The following is a 22,242-nucleotide window of genomic DNA, read 5'->3' as shown; positions in this document are numbered from 1 at the left end:
TCCGCTGCCTGACGGCCGGTTCACCCGTCCACGCCCACGCCCTCGCCGGCGCGCCCCGCCGCGCCCTCGCCCGGCACGCCCCGCACCGCCCGCTCCGCCCGTACCTCCCGCGCCGGGCCGCCCCTCGGCGTGCCCGCACCCGCAAGGAAAGGCCAGCACCCATGCCCGTCGAGTTCCTCGGTATCGCCGCCACCAGTGACGGTTCGGAGACCACGCCCCGCACCACCGCCGCCTTCGACCGCGACTACACCCTGCGCCTGGCCCGTGCCCACGAGGACCACGGCTGGGACCGGGTCCTGTTCGCGTACGGCGCCGGCGCCCCCGACCCCGCGCCGTCCGCGGCCTACCTGGCCGCCAAGGTGGACAGGCTCCAGATCCTGCTGGCCCACCGTCCCAACGTCTCCTACCCGACGTTCGCCGCCAAGACCTTCGCCACCCTGGACCGGATCAGCGACGGCCGGCTCACCGTGCACTTCATCACCGGCGGCAGCGACCACGAGCAGCAGCGCGAGGGCGACTTCCTCACCAAGGACCAGCGCTACGCCCGCACCCGCGAGTACATCGGCATCGTCAAGAAGGCCTGGACCAGCCGCGAGCCCTTCGACCACGAGGGCGAGCACTACCGGTTCAACGACTTCGTCTCGGACGTCTTCCCCGTCCAGGAGCCCCGGCCGAACGTCTCCTTCGGCGGCTCCTCGCCCGCCGCCTACGCGGCCGGCGGCGCCGAGGCCGACATCTACTGCCTCTGGGGCGAGCCGCTGGCCGCCACCGCCGAGCAGATCGAACGGGTCAAGGAGGCCGCCCGCGCCGCCGGCCGCACCGACACCCCGCGGATCCAGGTCGCCTTCCGGCCGATCATCGCGCCCACCGAGGAACTCGCCTGGGAGAAGGCCCACCGCACGGTCGCCGCGATCAAGGCCCGGCGGGAGTCCGGCGGGGACCTGGTCCGCCGCGGCGTCGGCGGCGCGCCGCAGAACACCGGCTCCCAGCGGCTGATCGAGATCGCCGAGCAGGGCGAGCGCTACGACCGCGCGCTGTGGACCCTGACCGCCGCCGCCACCGGCGGCGCCGGCAACTCCAACGCGCTGGTCGGCACCCCGGAGACGGTGGCCGCCGCCCTGCTCGACTACTACGACCTGGGCGCCGACATCCTCTCCGCCCGCGGCTACGACCTGGTCGGCGACGCCATCGACTTCGGCCGGCACGTCATCCCGATCGTCCGCGAGGAGGTCGCCCGGCGGGACGCGGCCAAGGCCGCCGAGCGGGCCGCCGCCGAGGCCGCCGCCAAGGAGCGCGACCGGCACCAGCTGATCGCGGTGCAGGCGTGAGCACGCCGCTGTTCGAGGTCCAGCGGGTCCGGCTCGGCGACCCGCTGACCGAACCGCTGGTGCGCGAACTCACCCACGAGTACGTCACCCGGTACGGGCCCGGCGGGCACGCCGAGATGGCCCGCTACCCGGCCGAGGAGTTCGCCCCGCCGCACGGCCTGCTGCTGCTCCTGCTGGCCGACGGCGAGCCGGTGGCCGGCGGCGCGTACCGCCGCTACGACGACACCACCGCCGAGATCAAGCGGATGTGGACGCACTCCGCGCACCGCCGCCGGGGCCTGGCCCGCCGGGTGCTGGCCGAACTGGAGCGGGCCGCCGCGGCGGGCGGCTACCGGCGGATCCACCTCACCACCGGGCCGCGCCAGCCCGAGGCCAAGCAGCTCTACCTGGCGGCCGGCTACACCCCGCTGTTCGACCCGGACCTCGACCCGCCGGAGTTCCGCCCGCTCCCCTTCGAGAAGCACCTCACCGACCGGCACCCCGCCGGCCCGTCGAAAGGCTCCGCACCGTGAGACGCGTACTTCCGGCCGTGCTCGCCGCCGCCACCGCCCTGGTGCTGGCCGGCTGCAGTTCGGCCCCGGCGGCCGGGCCGCAGGCCGCCGCCGGAGCCCCGGGCGCATCGGCGGCCGGGCAGGACGTGGTGGCGGGCGAGCAGAAGGTCGAGTCGATCGCCGCACTGCTGCCGCCGGAGGTCCGTACGGCGGGCACCCTCAGGCTCGGCGGCGCCGGGGGCACCCCGCCCAGCGCCTTCTTCCCCGACCCCGCGGTCAAGAAGGCGGCCGGGATCGACGTCGACTTCACGGACGCGGTGGCCAAGGTGCTCGGCGTCACCATCCAGCGCGAGGAGGCCGCCTTCGAGACCATCCTCCCGGCGCTGGACAGCGGCAAGTACGACCTGGGCGCCGGGAACTTCGGCGTCACCACCGCCCGCCTGAGGACCATCGACTTCGTCACCTACATCGACGACGGCCAGGGCTTCGCGGTGAAGCAGGACAACACCGCCCTCCAGCCGGTCACCGACCTGGTGCAGCTCTGCGGCCTGACCATCGGCACCGGCGTCGGCACCACCTTCGAGACCACGCTGAACGCGAAGAAGAGCGTGTGCACCGACGCCGGCAAGAAGCCGTACGAGGTCCGGGCGTTCGCCGACAGCGGCGCCACCTTGACCAGCCTCCAGCAGGGCCGGGTCGACGTGGTGATGTCCACCATCAACGGGCTGCGCTACCAGGCGAGCCGGCCGGCCTCCGGGACCCGCTTCCTGGGGGAGTTCCACCGGCTGGACGTCGGCTTCGCGTTCAAGAAGGGCTCGCCGCTCACCCCGGCGTTCCAGGCCGCCGTCAACCAGCTGATCAAGGACGGCACCTACGGCCGGATCCTGCAGAAGTGGGGCACCACCGACTCGGCCATCCCCGAATCGCTGATCAGCCCGCCCGAGCACCCGTGACCCGAGCACCCGTGATCCGCCGCCCGTGATCCCGTGCCAGAAGCCCCCGCCAGCCAGTCGCTGGCCCGAAGCGAGGACCCGGCCGCCATGACCGTCGCCGCCCCCGAGAAGCACCCGCCCGAGAAGCGTCCGCCCGAGAGACACCTGTCCGAGGACCACCCGTCCGCGAGCACCGGCGATCCGGCCTCGCTGCCCGTCGTCCCGGCCCGCCACCCCTGGCGGTGGCTGGCCGGGGCCGCCGCGGTCGTGGTGGTCGCGCAGTTCCTGCACGGCCTGGCCACCAACCCCGGCTGGGACTGGCCCACCTTCCGGGCCTACCTGGCCACCGACAGCATCCTGCGCGCCGTCGGGACCACCCTCCAACTCACCTGCTACGGAACGGTCCTGGGCTTCGCACTGGGCGCGGTGATCGCCGCCCTGCGGCTGTCGCGCAGCCCGATCCTGCAGACCATCGCCTGGACGTACATCTGGGCCTTCCGCTCGATCCCGCTCATCGTCCAGCTGGTCTTCTGGTTCAACCTCTCCTATCTGTACAAGCGGCTCGGCCTCGGCGTCCCGTTCGGGCCGACCGTCTGGGAGTTCGAGACCATGGACGTGCTCGGCGCGCTCGGCGCCGCCGTCCTGGGCCTGGCCCTGCACCAGGCCGCGTACGCCGCCGAGATCATCCGGGCCGGGGTCATCTCGGTGGACGCCGGCCAGCTGGAGGCCGCGGCGGCGCTCGGCATCCCGCGGCTGCGGCAGGCCTGGCGGATCGTCCTGCCGCAGGCCATGCGCGGCATCCTGCCGAACGCCGCCAACGAGGTGATCTCGCTCTTCAAGGGCACCTCGATCGTCTACGTGATGGCGATCGGCGAACTCTTCTACCAGGTCCAGGTGGTCTACGGGCGCACCGGCCGGGTGGTGCCGCTGCTGATGGTGGCCACCGCCTGGTACGTGCTGCTGACCACCCTGCTGTCGGTCGGCCAGTACTACGTCGAGCGGTACTTCGCCCGCGGCGCGAACGCACCCCGCCGCCGACCCCGCTCCAGCGCGCCCGCGCCCTCGTCCGCCAGATCCAGGAGAGCCGGCTCTCCGCACCCTCGGGAGGCAGCTCGTGACCACGGCCATGGTGGACATCCGCGGGGTCCACAAGAGCTTCGGACGGCTCGAAGTCCTGCGCGGCGTCGACCTGCGGGCCGAGGCCGGCTCCGTGACCGTGATCCTCGGTCCGTCGGGCTCCGGGAAGTCCACCCTGCTGCGCGCCGTCAACCACCTGGAGAAGCTCGACCGCGGCTACGTCGCGATCGACGGCGAGCTGATCGGCTACCGCCGCTCCGGCGGCAAGCTGTACGAGCTCAAGGAGCGGGAGGTGCTGCGCCAGCGCACCCGGCTCGGCTTCGTCTTCCAGAACTTCAACCTCTTCCCCCACCTGACCGTGCTGGAGAACCTGGTGGAGGCTCCGGTCAGCGCACTGGGCGTCCCCAAGACCCAGGCGCGGGCCCGCGCCCTGGAACTGCTCGCCCGGGTCGGCCTGGCCGACAAGGCGGACAGCTACCCGCGCCGGCTCTCCGGCGGCCAGCAGCAGCGGGTGGCCATCGCCCGGGCGCTGGCGCTGGAGCCCAAGGTGCTGCTCTTCGACGAGCCGACCTCGGCCCTCGACCCCGAACTGGTCGGCGAGGTGCTGGACGTGATCAAGGACCTGGCCACCGGCGGCACCACCATGATCGTGGTCACCCACGAGATCGGCTTCGCCCGCGAAGTGGCGGACACCGTGGTCTTCATGGACGGCGGGGTGGTGGTGGAACAGGGCCCGCCCGCCGAGGTCCTCGACCACCCCCAGCACGAACGCACCCGCGCCTTCCTCTCCAAGGTGCTCTAGACCCCTCCTGGCAACACCCCTTCCCCGAAACGGAGTTCCGTCATGCCCCTGCCCCGCCGCGCCCTCGTGCTGGCCGCCGCCGCCTTCTCCGCCACCCTGGCGCTCACCGCCTGCGGTTCGTCCACCGGCGCCTCCGCCGACCTCGGCGCCAAGGGCACGGTGGCCCCGAACGGGATCACCGTGAACCTGACACCGGACCAGAAGAGGGTGACCACCGCCAAGGTGGACGCGATCGCCGCGCTGGTCCCGGAGGAGATCCGCAAGAGAGGCACCCTCCAAGTCGTCGACTCGCTGGGCACCGTGCCACCCCTGGACTTCCACGCCACCGACGACCGGACCATCATCGGTGCCGAACCCGACCTCGCCCACCTGATCGGCGACGTGCTCGGCCTGAAGGTCGAACTCAACCCGGTCTCCTGGGAGAACGTCTTCGTCGGCCTCGACAGCGGCAAGTACGACGTCGGCCTCACCAACATCACCGTCACCGAGGCCCGCAAGGAGAAGTACGACTTCGCCACCTACCGGCTCGACATCCTCGGCTTCGAGGCCAAGAAGGGCGCCGGCTGGAAGGTCACCGGCCCCCAGGACGTCGCCGGGCACACCATCGCCGTCGCCTCCGGCACCAACCAGGAGAAGCTGCTGATCGCCTGGAACGAGGCCAACGTCAAGGCCGGACTCAAGCCGGTCGACATCAAGTACTTCCAGAACTCCTCCGACTACTACCTGGCGCTCGCCTCCGGCCGGATCGACGCCTACCTCGGCCCCAACCCGACCGCCGCCTTCCACGCGGCCCAGACCGGCGAGACCGAGGTGATCGGCACCTACTCCGGCGCCGGCGACCAGGTCCTCGGCAAGATCGCGGCCACCACCAAGAAGGACAACGGCCTGGTCAAGGCGCTCAACGGCGCCATCAACGAAGTCCTCAAGAACGGCACCTACGCCCAGGTCCTCAAGCGCTGGGGCCTGGACAGCGAGGCCGTCCAGACCTCGGAGATCAACCCGCCCGGCCTGCCGAAGACCGGCTGACCCGCGCCGGTACGCCGTCAGCCGGCGAACGGGATGCGCTCCAGCACCCCGCCCGCGAAGACGTCGTACAGCGGCAGCGTCTCGAGGTGCACATAGCCGATGTGGCAGTCGCACACCGGCAGCGGGCAGGGCCGCGGCCGCAGTTCGGCCCGGTACGAGCCGTCGTACAGGTTCCCCAGCGGCGGGCGGACGAAGTGGCAGCGGCGGACCGTGCCGTCGCCGTCCACCGAGATCACCGACTCACCGGTCCGGCACGGGCGGCCACCGCTGGGGTGCGGGTCGCGGCTGTAGCCGAACAGGGCGTCCAGCGCCGTCCAGTCGGCGGCCTCGCGGTCGGTGTAGCTCCGGCCGTCGGCGGCGTTGACCCACAGGTACACCTCGGGCGGCAGCTCCGCCCGCAGCCGCCGGGCCGCGGCCAGGTGCTCCGGCTCGCCGACCACGCCCACGCTGTACCGGGCGCCCAGCGCCGTCAGCTCCCGGCACTTCGCGAGGAAGCGCTCATGGCCGACCTGACCGGGGTGGTAGGTGATCCAGAACGCCAGGGTGTCCAGGCAGGCGTCGGCCAGCCAGTCGGTGCGGCAGCTGAAGTTGGTCTGGATCGCCACCCGCCGCACGTGCGGCAGCCGGCTCAGCTCCACCAGCGCCCGCCGGTACCAGGACCGGACCAGCCCCTCGCCCCACGGCGTGAACAGCAGCGACAGCGTGTCGCCGCGCTGCGCCGCCGCCCAGGCGGTGAACCGCTCCAGCGCCGCCCGGTCCGCCCGCAGCTGCGCCGGGGAGTCCCGGCGCTTGGCGAACGGACAGTACGGGCAGTCGTAGTCGCAGGAGGCCAGCGGACCCCGGTACAGCACCGTCAGGTCCAGCGGCTCGGGCGCGGGGGCCGCCTGCCCGGGCAGGCCCAGGAAGACCGTCACCTCGCCTCGTAGGCGCTCATCCGCTCCCGCACCTCGGGCGAGAACAGCAGCGGGCCGATCGCGTCCGAGTACGCCAGCCCCTCCGGCGTCAGCACCAGGCGCTCCGGCCGCCCCTCCAGCCAGCCGCGGTCCGTCAGCGCGGCCAGCTCGGCGGGGAAGTCCTCGGCCGGCGAACTGCCGAAGCGCAGCCGGTACCCGGCCGGGTCCAGCCCCTCGGCCTGCAGCAGGGACTGGATCAGGTGGCGGCGGCGGGCCTCGCCGTCGTCCATCCAGCGGCCGTGCTCGGCCCGGGAGAAGTCCTCGGTGGCCACGTAGTCGTCGATGATGCCGCGCACCTGGGTCGCGTTCACCGCGTAGTCGAAGGAGTAGTGCAGCCGGGAGGTGTACGAGCGGGCGCCGCAGCCCAGGCCCACCATGCCGTCGGTCTGGCAGGCGTACTCGCTCTCGCCCGCCGGGGATCCGGCCCGGCGGAACATCCGCATCGACACCTGCTGGTAGCCGCTGCCCAGCAGGTGGTCCCGGCCGGCCCGGTACAGGGCCAGGCGCTGGGCGTCCCAGCCGGCCCCGGTGGCCTCGGCCGGCCGCCGGCCGAGACCGGTCAGCGGCCGCACGTACAGCGGGTACAGGTACAGCTCCTCCGGCCGCCAGGCCAGCGCGGCGTCCAGCGAGCGCAGCCAACTGGCCTCGCTCTGCCCGTCGATGCCGTAGATCAGATCGATGTTGAGCACCGGGAAACCGGCCGCCCGGATCCGGCCGAGCGCGGCCTCGACCGCGGCCCGCTTCTGCGGACGCACCGCCGAGCGGGCCTCCTCGTCCAGGAACGACTGCACGCCGAGGCTCAGCCGGGTGGTGCCGCGTTCGGCCAGGACCGCCAGCCGGTCGGCGGTGCAGGTGTCCGGGGAGGCCTCCACCGACAGCGGGACGGCCCGCAGGTCGACGCCCGTGCACCGCTCGGCGATGTCGCACAGCCGGGTCAGTTCGGCGGCCGTCAGATAGGTCGGGGTGCCGCCGCCGAACGCCGCCAGCGCGAACCGGGCGTCCGTGTCCAGCGCCGCCCGGACCGCCCCGGCCTGCCGCTCCAGCGCGTCCAGGTAGGCCGTGGTCAGGCCCTCCGGGCTGCCGATCCGGGTGAACAGGTTGCAGAAGCCGCAGCGCACCTCGCAGAACGGGATGTGCAGGTACAGCGAGAGCGCGTGCTGCGGCTCGCCCGCCCACAGCGCGCCCAGCTCCGGCCGCTCGGGCAGCGCCCGGTACGCCGTCTTGTGCGGGTATGCGTAGACGTACGACTGGTACGGGCGCGGGGCCTCGACGGCCGCGCCCGGGCCCTCGACGGCCGTGCTCACGGTGCTCATACGGCGGCCTCCTCGGCGGGCCCGGCGGCGGGGACGGTGAAGTGCGCGTACGGGACCGTCCAGACCACCTCGTGGCCGATCCGGTGGCCGGTGTAGCCGTCCTCGCCGTACGCGGTGCCGTGGTCGGAGCAGACGATCGCGAAGCACGGCCGGCGGCGGCTCATCGCGGTGAACAGCCGCCCGATGTGGGCGTCCACGTACTCCAGCGCGGCCGCGTGGCTGGCCCGGGTGTCGCCGTGCTCGCGGGCGGCGCCCGGCAGGTGGAACCAGTTCGGCTGGTGCAGCGCGGAGACGTTCACGAACAGGAACAGCGGCTGCCCGGCCGGCTGCCGCGCGCAGACCTGCTCGGCCCGGGCCACCTGCGCCTCGAACGAGGTCGGCGAGGGCACGCCCATCTCCGGCTCCCAGTGGCTCTCCTGGAACAGCCCCGGCAGCACCGACCCCAGCGGGCCCTGCTTGTTGAAGAACCCGACCCCGCCGATGCAGACCGTCCGGTACCCGGCGGCCGCCAGCGCCGACGGCAGGTCCGGGGTGTCGAACACCCAGGTGCGGGACTCGGTGGACTCGGAACCCGCGAACCGGGCCGCGAACAGCCGCGGGTGCGGCCCGTCCGGGCGCGCCGGGGTGGGCAGGAAGCCCGCCAGGATCGCCTGGTGCGAGGCGTAGGTGAAGCTGCCGGGGGAGTGCCGGCGCTCCCACCGCCCGCCCGGCAGGAACGCCGCCAGGTGCGGGATCCGGCCCGCCGCCGCCAACTCCTCGGCGACGTCGAAGCGCAGCGTGTCCAGGGTCACCAGCAGCAGGTCGTGGCTGCCGACCACCTGCCGCATGTCGGGTATCTGATCGCTCATCGGGCGGCTCCGGTCGGTGGTGCGGGGTCGAGGTGGGGCAGCAGGGCGGCGAGCTGGGCGCCGTAGGTGTCCAGCCCCTCGGCGGGGCCGCCGGGCAGCCCGGTCAGGCCGGGCAGCAGGTCGCCGAAGGCGTTCACCTCGCCCACCAGCCCCCGCCGCCAGGCCGCGGTCGGCAGCACGTCCACCCCGGCCATCGGCGAGCGCGGGAAGCAGGCCGCGGCCCGCTCGGCGGTCTCCAGCAGCCGGGGCCAGGCCGGGCCGGCCGCCTCCCGGGCCGGCCCGGTCTCCCCGCGGGCGCCGCCCAGGTGCAGATTGGTCATCGGGTGGCCGCTGGTGCGCACCACCACGTGGGTGGCCCGGCCCGCGACCACCACCACCCGCAGGTCGGCGGCCCGGCCGTGCTGCGCCGCCTTCGGCACCCACTGCTCGACGTGCAGGCCGTCCGGCGCCAGCCGGTCGACCACCGCCGCGATCTCGCGCTCGTCCCGGTAGCCGCGCACCCGCAGCGAGTTGTGCAGCCCGTCGTCGGCCGCCTCGACCGAGGTGGTGGCCAGCAGTTGCCCGCGCGGCCCGAACTGCAGCGCCACCACCCCGGAGGCCGAGGAGCCGTGCGCGGGCTTCAGGAACACCCGGCGCAGCCCGGCGGCGGCCAGCCGCTCCTTCAGCTCCGCCCAGCCGCCCGGGGCCGGGCCGTCCAGGGCGCGCGGCACCGGGACCCCGGCGTCCGCCAGCCGCCGGTGCGCCCGGCGCTTGTCGAACATCACCGCGATCTCGTCCGGGTCCCCCAGCAGCCGGGCGCCGGGGGCCCGTCCGACCGCCCGGGCCACGCCGGCCAGCGCGGCGGTCAGCCCCGTGTACCAGGCGGCGCCGCCCTCCACCCGGGTCGGCGCGTAGTGCGCGCCGAGGGCGGGGCCGCGCAGCAGACGGTCGACCTCCTCGTCCTCGCCGGGCGACTCGATCCGCAGCACGGTGCCGGGGGCGATCCGGTACGTGCCGCGCAGCACGTCCGCCCAGGGCAGGACGGCGGGTTCGGGCAGCCCGGCGGCCCGGGCGGCGGCGGCGAACAGGGTGACCCGCCGGTGGCCCGGGTTGCCGAGGACGGTGAGGGAGGGGGACGTCACGACGGTGGCGCTACTCGGCCACGGCCACGTAGCGGTCCTCCTCGTCCTCCTCGTCCTCGACGTCGGAGAGGTCGACCTTCACCCCCGCCAGGGCCTCGGTCAGACGCTGCTGCATCGGCTCGGTGAGGTAGTGGTGGTGCAGGTCCAGCGAGGTGAGGTGGGTGAGCGGCTGTCCTTCCAGCAGGGCGCCGGCGCCCTCGTCGGTCAGCACGCCCATCGCCAGGCTCAGGTGGTCCAGGCGGGCCACCACCGGGGCGTGCGCGACGGCCGCCGCGATCTCGTCCTGGTACTCGGAGTTCTCCAGGCCGAGGTGGCGCAGCGCGGGGAAGCGCACCCCGGTCAGGAACGGCGCCAGGTCCTCCACCGAGTGGTCGCCGCCGTACTCGTCGACCCCGAGCCACAGCTCCAGGCGCTCCAGCGCGGGGAAGTCGCCCGCGCCGACCGCACGGACCACCTCGGCGGGCAGGCCGCCGGCCTCCAGCCGCAGGGCGCGCAGCGCCTCGTGCCGCACCGGCCGCAGCACCAGGCCGCTGCCGCCGCGTACCACCAGCTCGTGGAGGGCGGGGAACGCGGTCAGCGCGCCGGTCACGTCGCACATCTCCAGCCAGGAGATCTCGCACTCGTCGTAGGTGACGTCGCCGACGAACAGCGCGCGCAGCCCCGGCAGCCGGCCGGCGGCGCCGGTGACCGCCGCCAGCGCCGCGGTCAGCGGCTCGTAGCCGTCGGCCCACCACGCGCCGATCACCAGGGCCCGGACCCGGTCGGTGTCCACCGCGTCGAGGAACGCGCCCAGCGTCTCCTGGAAACCGGTGGGGGAGTCGTACTCGACGGCTATCCGCCAGGCCACGGCGTCGGCCGCGGGCAGGGCGGCCGGCGCGTCGCCGTCCGGGGCGGCGGAGAACTCGAACACGGGCAGTCCGTGGAACCGCTCGATGTGCCTGTTGACCGTCATGGTTGCTCCTAGGGGCGGGGCGGGACCGGTTGGGGTGATCGCCGGGACCTGTCTACCAGGCCCCGGCGACGCCCGGTGGGCCGGGCGTCGGCTACCGGCCGGTCACTCCGCGACGGCCACGTACCGCCAGCGCTCGTCCGGCGCACCGGCCTCGGAGAGGTCGACCTCCACCCCCGGCAGGGCCTCGGTCAGACGCTGCTGCATCGGCTTCGTGAGGAAGTGGTGGTGCAGGTCCAGCGAGATGAGGTGGGTGAGCGGCTGTCCCTCCAGCAGGGCGCCGGCGCCCTCGTCGGTCAGCACGCCCATCGCCAGGCCCAGGTGGTCCAGGCGGGCCACCACCGGGGCGTGCGCGACCGCCGCCGCGATCTCGTCCTGCGCCAGGCTGTCGAGCAGGCCGAGCCGGCGCAGGGCGGGCAGCCGCAGCCCGCCGAGGATCGGCTCCAGGTCGGCCATGGTCGCGTCGCCGCCGTACTGGTCGACCCCCAGCCACAGCTCCAGCGACTCCAGCGCCGGGAAGTCGCACGCGCCGACCGCGCGGACCACCTCGCCGGGCAGCCCGCCGCTCTCGAACCGCAGCGTGCGCAGCGCCTCGTGCCGGACGGGCTGCAGCACCAGGCCCGGCTCGCCGTCCCAGCCGCCGCTCGCACCGCGCACCACCAGCTCCGCCAGCCGCGGGAAGGCGGTCAGGAACGGTGTCACGTCGGACTGCTGGATCCAGGAGATCTCGCACTGCTCGTAGGTGACCTCGCCGAAGAACAGCGCCCGCAGCGCGGGCAGCCGCCCGGCGCTGCCGGCGACCAGGCGGACCGTCTCCGCGGCCGGCTCCTGCTCGTCCTGCCACCAGGCGCCGATCACCACGGCGGTCACCCGCTCGGTGTCCACGGCCGCCAGGAACTGCTCCCAGCGCTGCTCGAAGGTCTCCTCGGAGTCGTAGTCCAGGCCGATCTTCCAGGCCACGGCCGCCGCGTCGGGCAGCTCGGCGCCCTCGTCCAGCGCGGGGACGAGGTCGAAGACCGGCAGGCCGTGGAACTGGTCGAGGTTCTCGCTGAGGGCCATGTGCTGCTCCTGGTAGGACGGCGGGACGACCTGTCTACCAGGCCGCTCCGACAACTGTGCGACCGGCGTGCTGCCCGGCCCGCGCGGCCCGACCGGTTGTCAGACCCCGGCCCTAGCTTCTGGATCGGACGTCCGGCAACCCGTCGGGCCGACACCGCAGGAGGCCTGATGTACCGCCAGGGTGACGTGCTGATCGTGCCGGTCGAGGAGAGCGCCGTACCGGGCGTGGTCGGCGCGCTGCCGCCCCAGCCGCGCGACCCCCGCGGCCGCATGGTGCTGGCGCTCGGCGAGGTGACCGGCCACGCCCACGCGGTGGTCGGCCCCGGCGAGCTGCGCCGCGAGGCCGGGCCGTTCGCCGCCGCCTGGCTCCGGCTGCCGGAGGGCGGGCGGGTGGTGCACGAGGAGCACGCAGTGATCGCGCTGCCCAAGGGCTGGTACCGGGTGGTGCGCCAGCGCGAGTACACCCCGGGCGCGGTCCGGGTGGTGGCGGACTGAGCCGGCGGGCCGCGAGGGCGACGGGTGCTCGGACGGTAGTGCGGGCGGGCGACAGATGACCGGCGAGAAGGAACGGAGCATTCCGATGATGGTTCAGCAGCAGTCCGCGCCCCGCGAGGCGGTGGCCCGCTGGCGGGAGGTGGCGGCAGGCACCGGCCCGGCCGACCGGCCGGCCGTCGAACGGGCCGTGCGCGCGGCCTACCGGGCGGCCGGTCTGGCCGAGCCCGCGGCCGTGGTGTGGTTCGGCTCGCCGCAGGCGGCGGCGCTCGGCGCGCTCGCGCTGCGCGGCGCCGCCCCCGAGGGCCTGCCGCTCGGCGGCGCGCTCGCCGCGCTCGAAGCGGCCGGGGTCAGGGCGGGCGGTGCGGTGAGCGTCCGGGAGCGGATCAGGACCGCGCCGTGGGAGGCCGCCCGGCAGCGGCTGCACGCCGGACTCGGCGCCCTGGGCTGGGCCGAGCTGTGGTCGCTGACCGGCGGCGAACTCGGCCCGCAGACCGGCGCGCTGGCCGCCCGGATCCGGGACGCGGTGCTCGACCGGCTCGCGCCCGACCCCACCGACGACGAGCCGCCGGCCGCCCGGGACGCGGCCCGCACCGTGCGCTCCGCCGCCCGGCTCGCCCTGCTGGACGGCGTGCTCGGCCCGCACGACGCCGCCTGGCTGGCGGCCTTCGACGCCGCCGGCGCGCTGGACGGACCGCACCCGCTGGCACCGCTCGCCGAGATCGCCCGCGGCGCCGGCTGGTGGTGGCCGTACGAGGGCGTGGCACTGGTCAGCGAACGCCCCGTGGAGCTGCACCGCGACGAGGCGGGCCGGCTCGACCGCGCGGACGGCCCGGCGCTCGCCTACCCGGACGGCTTCGCCCTGCACGCCTGGCGCGGCATGCCGGTGCCGCCCGGCTTCCTGGCCGAACTGGCCGCCGTCACCCCGGAGCGGATCCGCACCGAGGAGAACGCCGAACTGCGCCGGGTGATGCTGGAGTTCTACGGCTACGAGCGCTACCTGGCCGACTCCGGCGCCGAGCCGCTGCACCGGGACGCCACCGGGGTGCTGTGGCGGATCCAGCTGCCGGACGACGAGCCCGTGGTGATGGTCGAGGTGGTCAACTCCACCGCCGAGTCGGACGGCACCTTCCGCACGTACTGGCTGCGGGTCCCGCCGTCCACCCGGACCGCGCGGGCCGGGGTGGCCTGGACCTTCGGCGTCCCGGAGCAGGAGTACCGGCCGCAGCGCGAGACCTGAGCGGACCCCGCCCGGGGTCCCGCGGCCGGTTGTCAAGGGTACGGCCACCCGATTCCGGGCCCCGGCAGCCTGTACGGATTGATAGGAATTCGCCGAGCCCCGGCCACTGGTTCGCAGGCCAGGCCGTTGATATACCTCAGAGGCATAGGACGGGCGAGGTGTATCACCTACCCGTCGAGATGCGACGAACCAGGTGGTGATGGGCAAGTGAAGCTCCTCCGTGTGGGCCCCGCGGGCGCCGAGCGTCCGGTCGTGCTGGGCCGCGACGGCGCCGCGTACGACCTCTCCGAGCACACCGCGGACATCGACGGCGCCTTCCTGGCGGGCCTGGACCGCGCGGCCCTGGCCGCCGCCGTCGAGGCCGGCGAGCTGCCCCGGGTGGACCTCACCGGGCAGCGCACCGGCGCCCCGGTGGCCCGGCCGGGCAAGGTGGTCGGGATCGGCCTCAACTACCGCGACCACGCCGCCGAGGCCGGCGCGCAGCTCCCCACCGAGCCGGTGGTGTTCCTCAAGCCGAGCAACACCGTGGTCGGCCCGCAGGACGAGGTGCTGGTGCCGCGGGGCAGCGAGAAGACCGACTACGAGGTCGAACTCGCCGTGGTGATCGGCCGCACCGCCCGCTACCTGGACGACCACCGGCAGGCCGCCGAGGTGATCGCCGGGTACGCGGCGGTCAACGACGTGACCGAGCGGGCCTTCCAGTTCGAGCGCGGCGGCCAGTGGGACAAGGGCAAGTCCGCCGAGACCTTCACCCCGCTCGGGCCCTGGCTGGTCACCCCGGACGAGGTCGGCGACCCGCAGGCGCTGAGCCTGAAGCTCTGGGTCAACGGGCAGCTCCGGCAGGACGGCAGCACCGCCGAGATGGTCTTCCCGGTGCTGGAGATCGTCCGCTACCTGAGCCACTTCATGGTGCTGGAGCCGGGCGACGTGATCATCACCGGCACCCCCGCGGGCGTGACGCTCGGCCACCCGGGCACCCCGTTCCTGCGCCCGTCCGACGTGGTCGAGCTGGAGGTCGAGGGGCTCGGCAGGCAGCGGCAGGTGCTCGGCAAGGCCTGAGCCGGCCGCCGGCCCGACCGGTCCGGCCGCCCGCCGGCAGGTGACCGACCCGACCCAGGCACGGGGTCCGGGTCCACCCCGCCGGCTACCCCGCGTCCCCGCCCGCCGTCCGACCGCCGTGGATCCCGTCCGCCAGCGCCCGCACCCGCTCCGCCATCGCCCGCGCCGGCCCGCCCGGTGCCTCCAGCTCCAGCAGCCCGGCCAGCATCCCGGCCGTCTGCGGATCGTGGCCCGCCGTCGCCGCGCTCATCGCCACGAACTGGTCGACCAGCCAGTCCCGCAGCGAGTCCGGCGGGATCTGCCGCCCCTCGTCCAGCCAGCTCAGCGCCGAGGCCTCCACCACCGAGATCCACGAGCGCACCAGCAGCGTCAGCCGCGGCCCGGCCTCGCGCACCCCCAGGTGCCGCAGGGTGCGCCGCAGCGCGGCCCGCCGCACCTCGTCCACGATCGCGGAGGTGCGCGCCGTCTCCACCACCGAGCCCCCGCGCAGCAGCGCGCCGTACCCGGCGTCGTGCTCGGCGACGAAGTCGAAGTAGCGGTCCAGCACCGCCGCCAGCTGCTCGGTCGGCGTACCCCGGGCGGGCACCTTGAACCGGCCGGTCAGCTCCTCGGCGGCGGTCCGCAGCGCCGCCTCGTACAGCTGCTGCTTGCCGCCCGCGAAGTACCGGTAGACCAGCGGCCGGGAGGCCCCCGCGGCCTCGGCGACGTCGTCCAGGGTCACCTCCTCCGGCGGCCGCGAGCCGAACAGCTCCAGGGCGACCGCGATCAGCTGCTCCCTGCGCTGCTGCACCGGCAGCCGCCGGTACCCGGCCCGCCGGGGCCGGTCCGGCGCGCCGCCGTCCGCCGCCCCGGCCGGGCCGCTCCCGGGGGCGGGCGGGTCGGCCGGTCCGGCCGTGGCCGTGGGTGGTGCTGAGCGCGCTGCCATGGCGGTCAGCGTAGTGGCCCGGTGACCGTTTCCGGAGGGGGTCCGCCGGGTCCGGGAACGGTACGGCGGCGGTACCGGGCCGCTGCGCCGGTCGGCGGGTCATCGGTCAGAATCGGGACGAATCATCGCATCATGTGACAGGCGGGCGGGGTCGGCGGAGCGAGGAGGAACGGCGGGATGCGGCGCAGCGCCCGGGAGCGGTACCAGGCCCGCCGGGCGGCCCTCGGGCCGGCCGTCCGGGCGGCGCCCGGGGCCCTGTGGCGGTGGATCCGGGCGGCGCCCGGCACCTACGTCTGGCTGCTGCTGCTGGGGATCACCAGCCTGATCGTCAGCCGGATGGACCCGCGGTACCTGGACTGGTTCCTGACCAAGCGCAGCACCAACCTGGAACAGCTCGGCAGCCGCCCGGTGCACGCCCTGCTGGCCAGCGCGGTCTGGACCGAGCAGGGCGACTTCCTGTCCTACGTCGTGCTTTTCCACCTGTTCCACGTCCCCGCCGAGCGGTGGCTGGGGACCGCCCGCTGGCTCACCGTCGCGCTCACCGCCCATGTCCTGGCCACCCTGATCAGCGAAGGGGTGGTCGCCTGGGGCGTCGCCTCGGGACGGCTGCCGGCGAACATGGCCGACACCGTCGACGTCGGGGTGTCCTACGCCCTGGCCGGCGTCCAGGGCGTGCTCACCTACCGCTTCGCCGGCCGCTGGCGGTTGCTGTACGGCGGCGCGCTGCTGACCGTCTACCTGGTGCCGCTGATCACCTCGCACACCTTCACCGACCTCGGGCACTTCTGCGCGGTCCTGATCGGCCTGGGCTTCCACGGCTTCACCACCGGTCGGCCGACCTGGGACCCGGGCCGGTCCTGGCGGTCCTGGCGGTCCCGGCGGCGCCCGCGCCGCCCCTCCGCCGACCGCCGCCCCGCCCGGACCGTGACGCCCGGACCGTGACGCATCGGCCGAAACCACCACACCGGACGGTCCGTCAGCACCGCACGTACCGCGCCGGGGTGCCGAAAGCCCAGACCGAGAAGGTCTTGAAATCACGACCGGCTACGAAAAGATGGCCGGATGGCTGATGAACTGATCACCGAATCCGAAGACGGCCCCACCCCGCGCCGTGTCGCCGACGCCTACGTGCACGCCCTCGCCGAGCTCGATCCGCTGACCGCGATCTACCTCGGCCTCAACCCGGAGGACGACCGGCTCCCCGACCTCTCCCCGGCCGGCAGCGACGCCGTCGCCGGTCTCGCCCGCCGCACCCTCGCCGAACTCGACGCCGCCGAGAGCGCCGGCGCCGCCCGGGGCGGCCCGGACGAGGCCGAGCAGCGCTGCGCCAAGCTGCTGCGCGAGCGGCTGACCGCCGAACTCGCCGTGCACGACGCCGGCGAGCACCTGCGCTCGCTGCGCAACCTGGGCTCGCCGCTGCACAACGTGCGCGAGGCCTTCACCCTGATGCCCACCGAGACCGAGCACGACTGGCAGCTGATCGCCCGCCGCCTGGCCAAGGTGCCCACCGCGGTGGAGCAGTACCGCAGCTCGCTGGCCGAGGGCGCCGCCCGCGGCCTGTACGCCGGTCCGCGCCAGGTCACCACCGTGATCGGGCAGATCGACGAGTGGGTGGCCGGGGAGGTCCCCGGCGGCTGGTTCGGCACCTTCGTCCAGGACGCGCCCGCCCCGCTCGCCGACCAGCTGTCCGGCGCGGCCGTCGAGGCCACCGCCGCGCTGGCCGACTTCCGCGACTGGCTGGGCGGGGTGTACGGGCCGGGCGCGGCCGGCACCCCCGACCCGGTCGGCCGCGAGCGCTACGCCCGCTGGGTGCGCTACTGGACCGGCGCCGACCTGGACCTGGACGAGGCGTACCGCTGGGCCTGGGGCCAGTTCCACGACCTCGAGGCGCAGATGCGGGTGGAGGCCGAGAAGGTCCGCCCGGGCTCGACCCCGATGGAAGCCATGAAGTGGCTGGAGACCGACGGGCCGGCCATCAAGGGCGCCGACGCCGCCCGCGAGTACCTCCAGGGCCTGATGGACCAGGCCATCAACGACCTCCAGGGCACCCACTTCGACCTCGCCGAGCCGCTGCTCAAGGTCGAGTCGAAGCTGGCCCCGGCCGGCAGCGCCGCCGCCCCGTACTACACCCAGCCCTCGCTGGACTTCTCCCGCCCGGGCCGGACCTGGCTGCCGACCCTGGGCCGGGAGTCGTTCCCGGTCTGGGACCTGGTCTCCACCTGGTACCACGAGGGCGTGCCCGGCCACCACCTGCAGCTGGCCCAGTGGACCTACGTGGCCGACCGGCTCTCCACGTACCAGGTCACCCTGGGCGGCGTCAGCGCCAACGTCGAGGGCTGGGCGCTGTACGCCGAGCGCCTGATGGACGAGCTCGGCTACCTCACCGACCCCGGCCACCGGCTGGGCTACCTCAACGCCCAGATGATGCGGGCGCTGCGGGTCATCGTCGACATCGGCATGCACGTCGGCCTGGACTTCCCGGAGGACTCCCCGTTCAAGCCCGGCGAGCCGGTGCTGCCGGACGACGCCCGGGAGTTCTTCGGCCGCTACTGCGGCCTGTCCGCCGAGTTCCTGGACAGCGAGCTGATCCGCTACCTGGGCCTGCCCGGCCAGGCGATCGGCTACAAGCTCGGCGAGCGGGCCTGGCTGCAGGGCCGGGCCGCCGCCCGCGCCGCCGCCGAGGCGCGCGGCGAGGAGTTCGACCCCAAGGCGTGGCACATGGCCGCGCTGTCGCAGGGCTCGCTGGGCCTGGACGACCTGGTCGCGGAGCTCGGGGCGCTGTGAGCGCGGGCGGTGGGGGCGGCCCGGTCCGGGGCGCCCCCGCCGCCGCACGGCCGTCCGGCGCGGATATTCCCGGACCGGTCAATATCGGACTTTGGTACCAAAACTATACAAACTCCATCATTTACGTCTGAATCTCCTTGCCGATCGCCGCCCCGAGGGCTTTTCTGGAGAGAGCGTTTGCGTGCGCCCCAGCCCAGTTCCCCTCCGGAAGGCGGCCCACGGTGTCATCTCAGCCCACCCCAGACGTCCAGGCGGCGGATCCGCGCCGCTGGTGGGCGCTGGCAGTGATCGCGATCGCCCAGCTGATGATCGTCCTCGACGCGACCATCGTGAACATCGCACTTCCCTCGGCGCAGAAGGACCTGGGCATATCCGACGGCGACCGCCAATGGGTGATCACCGCCTACACCCTCGCCTTCGGCGGTCTGCTGCTGCTCGGCGGCCGGCTCGGCGACCTCTTCGGCCGCAAACGGACCTTCACCATCGGTCTGCTCGGCTTCGCGGTGGCGTCCGCGATCGGCGGCTTCGCCGTCGACCCCACCATGCTGTTCGCCGCCCGCGCCCTGCAGGGCGCTTTCGGCGCGATCCTCGCGCCCTCCGCGCTGTCCCTGCTGTCCAACACCTTCTCCGACCCCAGGGAACGCGCCACCGCCTTCGGCGTCTTCGGCGCCATCGCCGGTGCCGGAGCCGGCATCGGCCTGCTGGTCGGCGGCCTGCTCACCGAGTACCTGACCTGGCGCTGGTGCCTGTTCGTCAACGTGCCGATCGCGATCGGCGCCGCCTTCGCCGCCTTCTACCTGCTCAAGCGCGACCACATCGACAAGGGCCACCGGGTCAAGCTGGACCTGCCGGGCGCGTTCCTCGGCTGCGGCGGCCTGCTGGCGATCGTCTACGGCACCTCCGAGGCCGAGTCGCGCGGCTGGGGCGACTGGCTGGTGCTGACCTGCCTGCTCGGCGGCATCGCCCTGCTGGCGATCTTCGCGCTGGTCGAGCGGCGGACCCCCAACGCCCTGCTGCCGACCCACATCGTCGGCGACCGCAACCGCGGCGGCGCCGCCCTCGCGGTCGGGCTCGCGGTGGTCGGGATGTTCGGCCTGTTCCTCTTCCTGACCTACTACCTGCAGGTGGTGAAGGGATACTCGCCGGTCCTGGCGGGCGTCGCCTTCCTGCCGATGGTCGGCGCGATCATCATCAGCTCGACCGGCATCGCGGCCCGGCTGATGACCAGGATCCCGTCCCGCAACCTGATCGTCCCCGGACTGCTGCTGGCCGCCGCCGGCATGGCCTGGCTGACCCAGATGAAGGTCGACAGCCCGTACGCCGGCCTGGTGCTGCCCGCCGAACTGCTGCTCGGCCTCGGCATGGGCCTGGTGTTCATGCCGTCCATGAGCCTGGCCACCCTCGGCGTCGCCCCCAACGAGGCCGGCGCGGCCTCCGCCACCATCAACTCCGCCCAGCAGGTCGGCGGCTCGATCGGGGTCGCGCTGCTGAACACCATCGCGGCCAGCGTCACCACCACCTACCTGGCCACCCGCAACGCCGCCGATCCGCTGGTCCAGTCCCAGGGCGCGGTGCACGGCTACGCGGTCGCCACCGCGGTCGCGATGGGCATCCTGATCGGCGCGGCCGTGATCGCCTTCTTCCTGATCGACCACCGCCCGGCCCCCGGCGAGGCCACCGGCAAGGACGCCGAGGCCACCGCCCAGGTGCTGGCCTGACGGCCGCCACGCAACGGCCCCGAACCCCACCGCGGCCCGTGCCGGACCCCCGTCCTCCCCGCCGTCGCCCCGCCCGGATCACGCCCCGGGCGGGGCACTACCGTGTCCGGGTACGAATTCTCACTACTCTCACAGGGGCGGATCACACTCCTCCCAGGCCGACCGCCCATATTTTTGACTGTACGCGCCGCCCGGGGCGCGTCACCGGAGAGCCGACAGCGCGCGGGCGCGACGGGCGGGAGTGGGGACCTTGATGGGCCGTCAGCACGAGGTTCGCCGGCGCGTGCGCCGCCCGGTCGCCGTCACCTCCCTGCTGGCGCTCGGACTCGCGGGCGCCGTCGTCGGCGGCAACACCCTGGCCTCGCAGGTCACCGCCGCCAGCCGGCGCCCCGCCCCGGCCGCCACCGTGACGGCCGCGGCCACCCCGGCCGCCGGGCCCGCCGACGACGCGTCCACCGCGCCGCCGGCGTCCGCCGACCCGTCATCCGGCGCCGAGGCCTCCGGCGAGGCCGCCACCGACCCCTCCGACGCGGCCCCCCGGGCCGGCACCGGCCCGTCCGCGGGCTCCGAGCACCAGGGCGAGCAGGCCACCCTCTACCGCGGCGACGGCAGCACCGGCACCGCCGAGGCCGGAAGCGAGGCCGACCGGGTCGGCGCGCTCTTCACCGGCTCGATCACGGCCGGCCACCACTCCTGCTCGGCCAGCGTCATCCACAGCATCACCAAGAACCTGGTCCTCACCGCCGCGCACTGCGTGGCCGGCTCCGACGGCCTGCGCTTCGTCCCCGGCTACCGCGACGGCAAGGCGCCGTACGGCAGTTGGCAGGTGACCAAGGTGTTCACCACCGACGGCTGGAGCCAGGACGAGGACGAGGACGAGGACTTCGCCATCCTCCAGATCGCCCCCCAGGGCGGCCGGCAGATCGAGGACGTGGTCGGCGGCAACCCGCTCGGCCTCGACGCCGGCGCCACCACCAAGGTCCGCCTCTACGGTTACCCCGACGGCGGCGAGGAGCCGCTCCTGTGCACCAACGCCACCGAGCGCGAGGACACCCACCAGCGCCGCGTCGACTGCCCGTCGTTCCCCGGCGGCACCAGCGGCGGGCCGTGGATCGACACCGCCAGCGGCCAGGTGATCGGCGTGATCGGCGGCTACCAGCAGGGCGGCGACACCGCCGACACCTCCTACAGCGCCACCTTCGGCCGGACCATCGGCGACCTGTACACCGAGGCGGTCAAGGCCTCCATGCCCGCCGTCCCCTCCCCGGCCCCGGCCCCGGCCCCGCCGAGCTCGACCCCGGCCCAGCAGAACCCGACCGCGGCCGGCTGAGCGGGGATCAGCCGGCCACCGGCAGACCGAACACCACGGTCGCGTCGTCGTGCCGCTTGCCCCGGAAACTCCCCTCGGCCATCGCGAGTTCGGCCTCCCGGACCGACCGGACCAGATGGGCCGGGCCCTGCTTCTCCAGCGTCCGCAGCAGCTGTTCCCAGCTCCACCCGAAGCGCTCGACCAGGCGGGAGACACCGTCGCTGAGCAGCGCGAAGCTGCGTACCTCGGCCGTCCTGAAGCTGACCGTCACCGCCCGGTCGGCCGCCTCGGGCCGGGTGCCCGCCACCCAGAACCCCGCGTCGGTGTTGCGCAGCCGGCCCGCCGTCTCCCGGTCCATCGGCGGCAGCCGGTCGAGCCGGTCGTCGACCACCGTGGTCAGCGCGCCGTCGTGGGTCTCCACCACCACGGGGGAGTCCGCCAGCGTCAGACAGTCCAGCCGGCCGTCGTGCTCGCGCACCAGCGCGACCGTGGCCGACGGACTCTCCGGGTTCGCCAGGTCGCAGCCGGGGTGCAGCCCGCGGGTCCGGACGATCCCCTCCCGCAGCACCTCCCGCAGGTCCAGCCCCGGCCGCTCGGTCAGCACCCCCGCCAGCGCCCACGCCAACCGCCCGGCCAGCCAACGGACATCGTGCACGCACCCGGTCGGCAGCCCACTGGTCGTGGCCCCGTCCAGCACCACGACGAACCGCCCGGCCGCCACCACCACGTCCTCGTTGGCACCGCCGTCGGGTCCGACGGCGCCGGGCTCGCACACGTAGCTGATCTGCACGGCACTCCTCCTGCGGCGCTCCTCCA

The 22,242-nt window shown here is 74.3% G+C and carries 20 protein-coding genes and 1 pseudogene; 13 read left to right on the top strand and 8 right to left on the bottom strand.

Going from position 1 to position 22,242, the window contains the following annotated elements; all coding sequences use genetic code 11:
• Positions 1 to 161 precede the first annotated feature (161 nt).
• From AB0D08_RS03275 to AB0D08_RS03250, 6 genes and pseudogenes are all read left to right on the top strand, one after another.
• Entirely contained in the window at positions 162 to 1,328 is a 1,167-nt protein-coding gene (locus AB0D08_RS03275) for an LLM class flavin-dependent oxidoreductase (protein ID WP_359886075.1), read from the top strand.
• The gene (locus tag AB0D08_RS03270) at positions 1,325 to 1,840 is read left to right on the top strand and encodes a GNAT family N-acetyltransferase (protein WP_359886074.1); all 516 of its coding nucleotides are present in this window, start codon (positions 1,325 to 1,327) and stop codon (positions 1,838 to 1,840) included. Before AB0D08_RS03275 ends, AB0D08_RS03270 begins: the two co-directional genes overlap by 4 nt.
• A complete protein-coding gene (locus tag AB0D08_RS03265; RefSeq protein WP_359886073.1) occupies positions 1,837 to 2,772 on the top strand; it encodes an ABC transporter substrate-binding protein in 936 nt (311 codons plus the stop codon). Before AB0D08_RS03270 ends, AB0D08_RS03265 begins: the two co-directional genes overlap by 4 nt.
• Before the next feature lie 87 nt (positions 2,773 to 2,859).
• Positions 2,860 to 3,869, top strand: a pseudogene (locus tag AB0D08_RS03260) (amino acid ABC transporter permease).
• A gap of 8 nt (positions 3,870 to 3,877) precedes the next feature.
• Complete coding sequence (locus tag AB0D08_RS03255; RefSeq protein WP_082526295.1) at positions 3,878 to 4,630, top strand: amino acid ABC transporter ATP-binding protein; 753 nt, start codon at positions 3,878 to 3,880, stop codon at positions 4,628 to 4,630.
• A gap of 42 nt (positions 4,631 to 4,672) precedes the next feature.
• Complete coding sequence (locus AB0D08_RS03250; RefSeq protein WP_033818790.1) at positions 4,673 to 5,656, top strand: ABC transporter substrate-binding protein; 984 nt, start codon at positions 4,673 to 4,675, stop codon at positions 5,654 to 5,656.
• 17 nt (positions 5,657 to 5,673) lie between these two features.
• On the opposite strand, the gene AB0D08_RS03245 is transcribed toward AB0D08_RS03250, so the two are convergent.
• The 6 genes from AB0D08_RS03245 to AB0D08_RS03220 all read right to left on the bottom strand — a co-directional run bounded on the left by AB0D08_RS03245 (position 5,674) and on the right by AB0D08_RS03220 (position 11,899).
• On the bottom strand, positions 5,674 to 6,519 hold the full coding sequence (locus AB0D08_RS03245) for an STM4011 family radical SAM protein (protein WP_033818800.1): 846 nt from the start codon (positions 6,517 to 6,519) through the stop codon (positions 5,674 to 5,676).
• A gap of 47 nt (positions 6,520 to 6,566) precedes the next feature.
• On the bottom strand, positions 6,567 to 7,922 hold the full coding sequence (locus AB0D08_RS03240; protein WP_051811925.1) for an STM4012 family radical SAM protein: 1,356 nt from the start codon (positions 7,920 to 7,922) through the stop codon (positions 6,567 to 6,569).
• On the bottom strand, positions 7,919 to 8,749 hold the full coding sequence (locus tag AB0D08_RS03235; protein ID WP_033818798.1) for an STM4013/SEN3800 family hydrolase: 831 nt from the start codon (positions 8,747 to 8,749) through the stop codon (positions 7,919 to 7,921). Before AB0D08_RS03235 ends, AB0D08_RS03240 begins: the two co-directional genes overlap by 4 nt.
• A 17-nt stretch (positions 8,750 to 8,766) precedes the next feature.
• Complete coding sequence (locus AB0D08_RS03230; RefSeq protein WP_359886072.1) at positions 8,767 to 9,891, bottom strand: STM4014 family protein; 1,125 nt, start codon at positions 9,889 to 9,891, stop codon at positions 8,767 to 8,769.
• A 10-nt stretch (positions 9,892 to 9,901) separates the two neighbouring features.
• Positions 9,902 to 10,843 (bottom strand): STM4015 family protein, encoded by a 942-nt coding sequence (locus AB0D08_RS03225; protein ID WP_359886071.1) that lies wholly within the window; start codon positions 10,841 to 10,843, stop codon positions 9,902 to 9,904.
• Positions 10,844 to 10,945: 102 nt separating this feature from the next.
• Positions 10,946 to 11,899: an STM4015 family protein gene (locus tag AB0D08_RS03220; RefSeq protein WP_359886070.1), complete on the bottom strand. Its 954-nt coding sequence runs from the start codon at positions 11,897 to 11,899 to the stop codon at positions 10,946 to 10,948.
• 168 nt (positions 11,900 to 12,067) lie between these two features.
• On the opposite strand from AB0D08_RS03220, the gene AB0D08_RS03215 reads away from it, so the two are divergent.
• The 3 genes from AB0D08_RS03215 to AB0D08_RS03205 all read left to right on the top strand — a co-directional run bounded on the left by AB0D08_RS03215 (position 12,068) and on the right by AB0D08_RS03205 (position 14,690).
• On the top strand, positions 12,068 to 12,394 hold the full coding sequence (locus AB0D08_RS03215) for a hypothetical protein (RefSeq protein ID WP_033818786.1): 327 nt from the start codon (positions 12,068 to 12,070) through the stop codon (positions 12,392 to 12,394).
• A gap of 85 nt (positions 12,395 to 12,479) precedes the next feature.
• On the top strand, positions 12,480 to 13,631 hold the full coding sequence (locus AB0D08_RS03210; RefSeq protein WP_359886069.1) for a DUF6745 domain-containing protein: 1,152 nt from the start codon (positions 12,480 to 12,482) through the stop codon (positions 13,629 to 13,631).
• A 207-nt stretch (positions 13,632 to 13,838) separates the two neighbouring features.
• On the top strand, positions 13,839 to 14,690 hold the full coding sequence (locus AB0D08_RS03205) for a fumarylacetoacetate hydrolase family protein (RefSeq protein ID WP_033822179.1): 852 nt from the start codon (positions 13,839 to 13,841) through the stop codon (positions 14,688 to 14,690).
• A gap of 85 nt (positions 14,691 to 14,775) precedes the next feature.
• Here the strand turns inward: AB0D08_RS03205 and AB0D08_RS03200 are convergent, their stop codons facing one another.
• Positions 14,776 to 15,615, bottom strand: coding sequence for a TetR/AcrR family transcriptional regulator (locus AB0D08_RS03200; protein ID WP_051813143.1), 840 nt, complete (start codon positions 15,613 to 15,615; stop codon positions 14,776 to 14,778).
• 177 nt (positions 15,616 to 15,792) lie between these two features.
• Between AB0D08_RS03200 and AB0D08_RS03195 the strand changes: the two genes are divergently transcribed.
• The 4 genes from AB0D08_RS03195 to AB0D08_RS03180 all read left to right on the top strand — a co-directional run bounded on the left by AB0D08_RS03195 (position 15,793) and on the right by AB0D08_RS03180 (position 21,447).
• On the top strand, positions 15,793 to 16,557 hold the full coding sequence (locus AB0D08_RS03195) for a rhomboid-like protein (RefSeq protein WP_233289152.1): 765 nt from the start codon (positions 15,793 to 15,795) through the stop codon (positions 16,555 to 16,557).
• A gap of 120 nt (positions 16,558 to 16,677) precedes the next feature.
• Positions 16,678 to 18,399, top strand: coding sequence for a DUF885 domain-containing protein (locus AB0D08_RS03190; protein WP_359886068.1), 1,722 nt, complete (start codon positions 16,678 to 16,680; stop codon positions 18,397 to 18,399).
• Between the two features lie 305 nt (positions 18,400 to 18,704).
• Complete coding sequence (locus AB0D08_RS03185) at positions 18,705 to 20,117, top strand: MFS transporter (RefSeq protein ID WP_033822184.1); 1,413 nt, start codon at positions 18,705 to 18,707, stop codon at positions 20,115 to 20,117.
• Between the two features lie 283 nt (positions 20,118 to 20,400).
• Positions 20,401 to 21,447 (top strand): serine protease, encoded by a 1,047-nt coding sequence (locus AB0D08_RS03180; RefSeq protein ID WP_359886067.1) that lies wholly within the window; start codon positions 20,401 to 20,403, stop codon positions 21,445 to 21,447.
• A 7-nt stretch (positions 21,448 to 21,454) separates the two neighbouring features.
• On the opposite strand, the gene AB0D08_RS03175 is transcribed toward AB0D08_RS03180, so the two are convergent.
• Positions 21,455 to 22,216 (bottom strand): protein phosphatase 2C domain-containing protein, encoded by a 762-nt coding sequence (locus AB0D08_RS03175; protein WP_359886066.1) that lies wholly within the window; start codon positions 22,214 to 22,216, stop codon positions 21,455 to 21,457.
• Positions 22,217 to 22,242 lie beyond the last annotated feature (26 nt).

This window comes from Kitasatospora sp. NPDC048540, from assembly GCF_040651175.1.
In the GTDB taxonomy this organism is placed as follows: Bacteria; Actinomycetota; Actinomycetes; order Streptomycetales; family Streptomycetaceae; genus Kitasatospora.
This window is presented reverse-complemented; position numbering and strand designations above follow the sequence as displayed.

What these genes read in the sequence shown, in the direction of transcription:
- AB0D08_RS03275 (WP_359886075.1), top strand. Translation starts at nt 162, where the DNA reads ATGCCCGTCGAGTTCCTCGGTATCGCCGCCACCAGTGACGGTTCGGAG.
- AB0D08_RS03255 (WP_082526295.1), top strand. Translation starts at nt 3,878, where the DNA reads ATGGTGGACATCCGCGGGGTCCACAAGAGCTTCGGACGGCTCGAAGTC.
- AB0D08_RS03250 (WP_033818790.1), top strand. Translation starts at nt 4,673, where the DNA reads ATGCCCCTGCCCCGCCGCGCCCTCGTGCTGGCCGCCGCCGCCTTCTCC.
- AB0D08_RS03240 (WP_051811925.1), bottom strand. Translation starts at nt 7,922, where the DNA reads ATGAGCACCGTGAGCACGGCCGTCGAGGGCCCGGGCGCGGCCGTCGAG.
- AB0D08_RS03235 (WP_033818798.1), bottom strand. Translation starts at nt 8,749, where the DNA reads ATGCGGCAGGTGGTCGGCAGCCACGACCTGCTGCTGGTGACCCTGGAC.
- AB0D08_RS03225 (WP_359886071.1), bottom strand. Translation starts at nt 10,843, where the DNA reads ATGACGGTCAACAGGCACATCGAGCGGTTCCACGGACTGCCCGTGTTC.
- AB0D08_RS03220 (WP_359886070.1), bottom strand. Translation starts at nt 11,899, where the DNA reads ATGGCCCTCAGCGAGAACCTCGACCAGTTCCACGGCCTGCCGGTCTTC.
- AB0D08_RS03215 (WP_033818786.1), top strand. Translation starts at nt 12,068, where the DNA reads ATGTACCGCCAGGGTGACGTGCTGATCGTGCCGGTCGAGGAGAGCGCC.
- AB0D08_RS03210 (WP_359886069.1), top strand. Translation starts at nt 12,480, where the DNA reads ATGATGGTTCAGCAGCAGTCCGCGCCCCGCGAGGCGGTGGCCCGCTGG.
- AB0D08_RS03200 (WP_051813143.1), bottom strand. Translation starts at nt 15,615, where the DNA reads ATGGCAGCGCGCTCAGCACCACCCACGGCCACGGCCGGACCGGCCGAC.
- AB0D08_RS03195 (WP_233289152.1), top strand. Translation starts at nt 15,793, where the DNA reads ATGCGGCGCAGCGCCCGGGAGCGGTACCAGGCCCGCCGGGCGGCCCTC.
- AB0D08_RS03190 (WP_359886068.1), top strand. Translation starts at nt 16,678, where the DNA reads ATGGCTGATGAACTGATCACCGAATCCGAAGACGGCCCCACCCCGCGC.
- AB0D08_RS03185 (WP_033822184.1), top strand. Translation starts at nt 18,705, where the DNA reads ATGATCGTCCTCGACGCGACCATCGTGAACATCGCACTTCCCTCGGCG.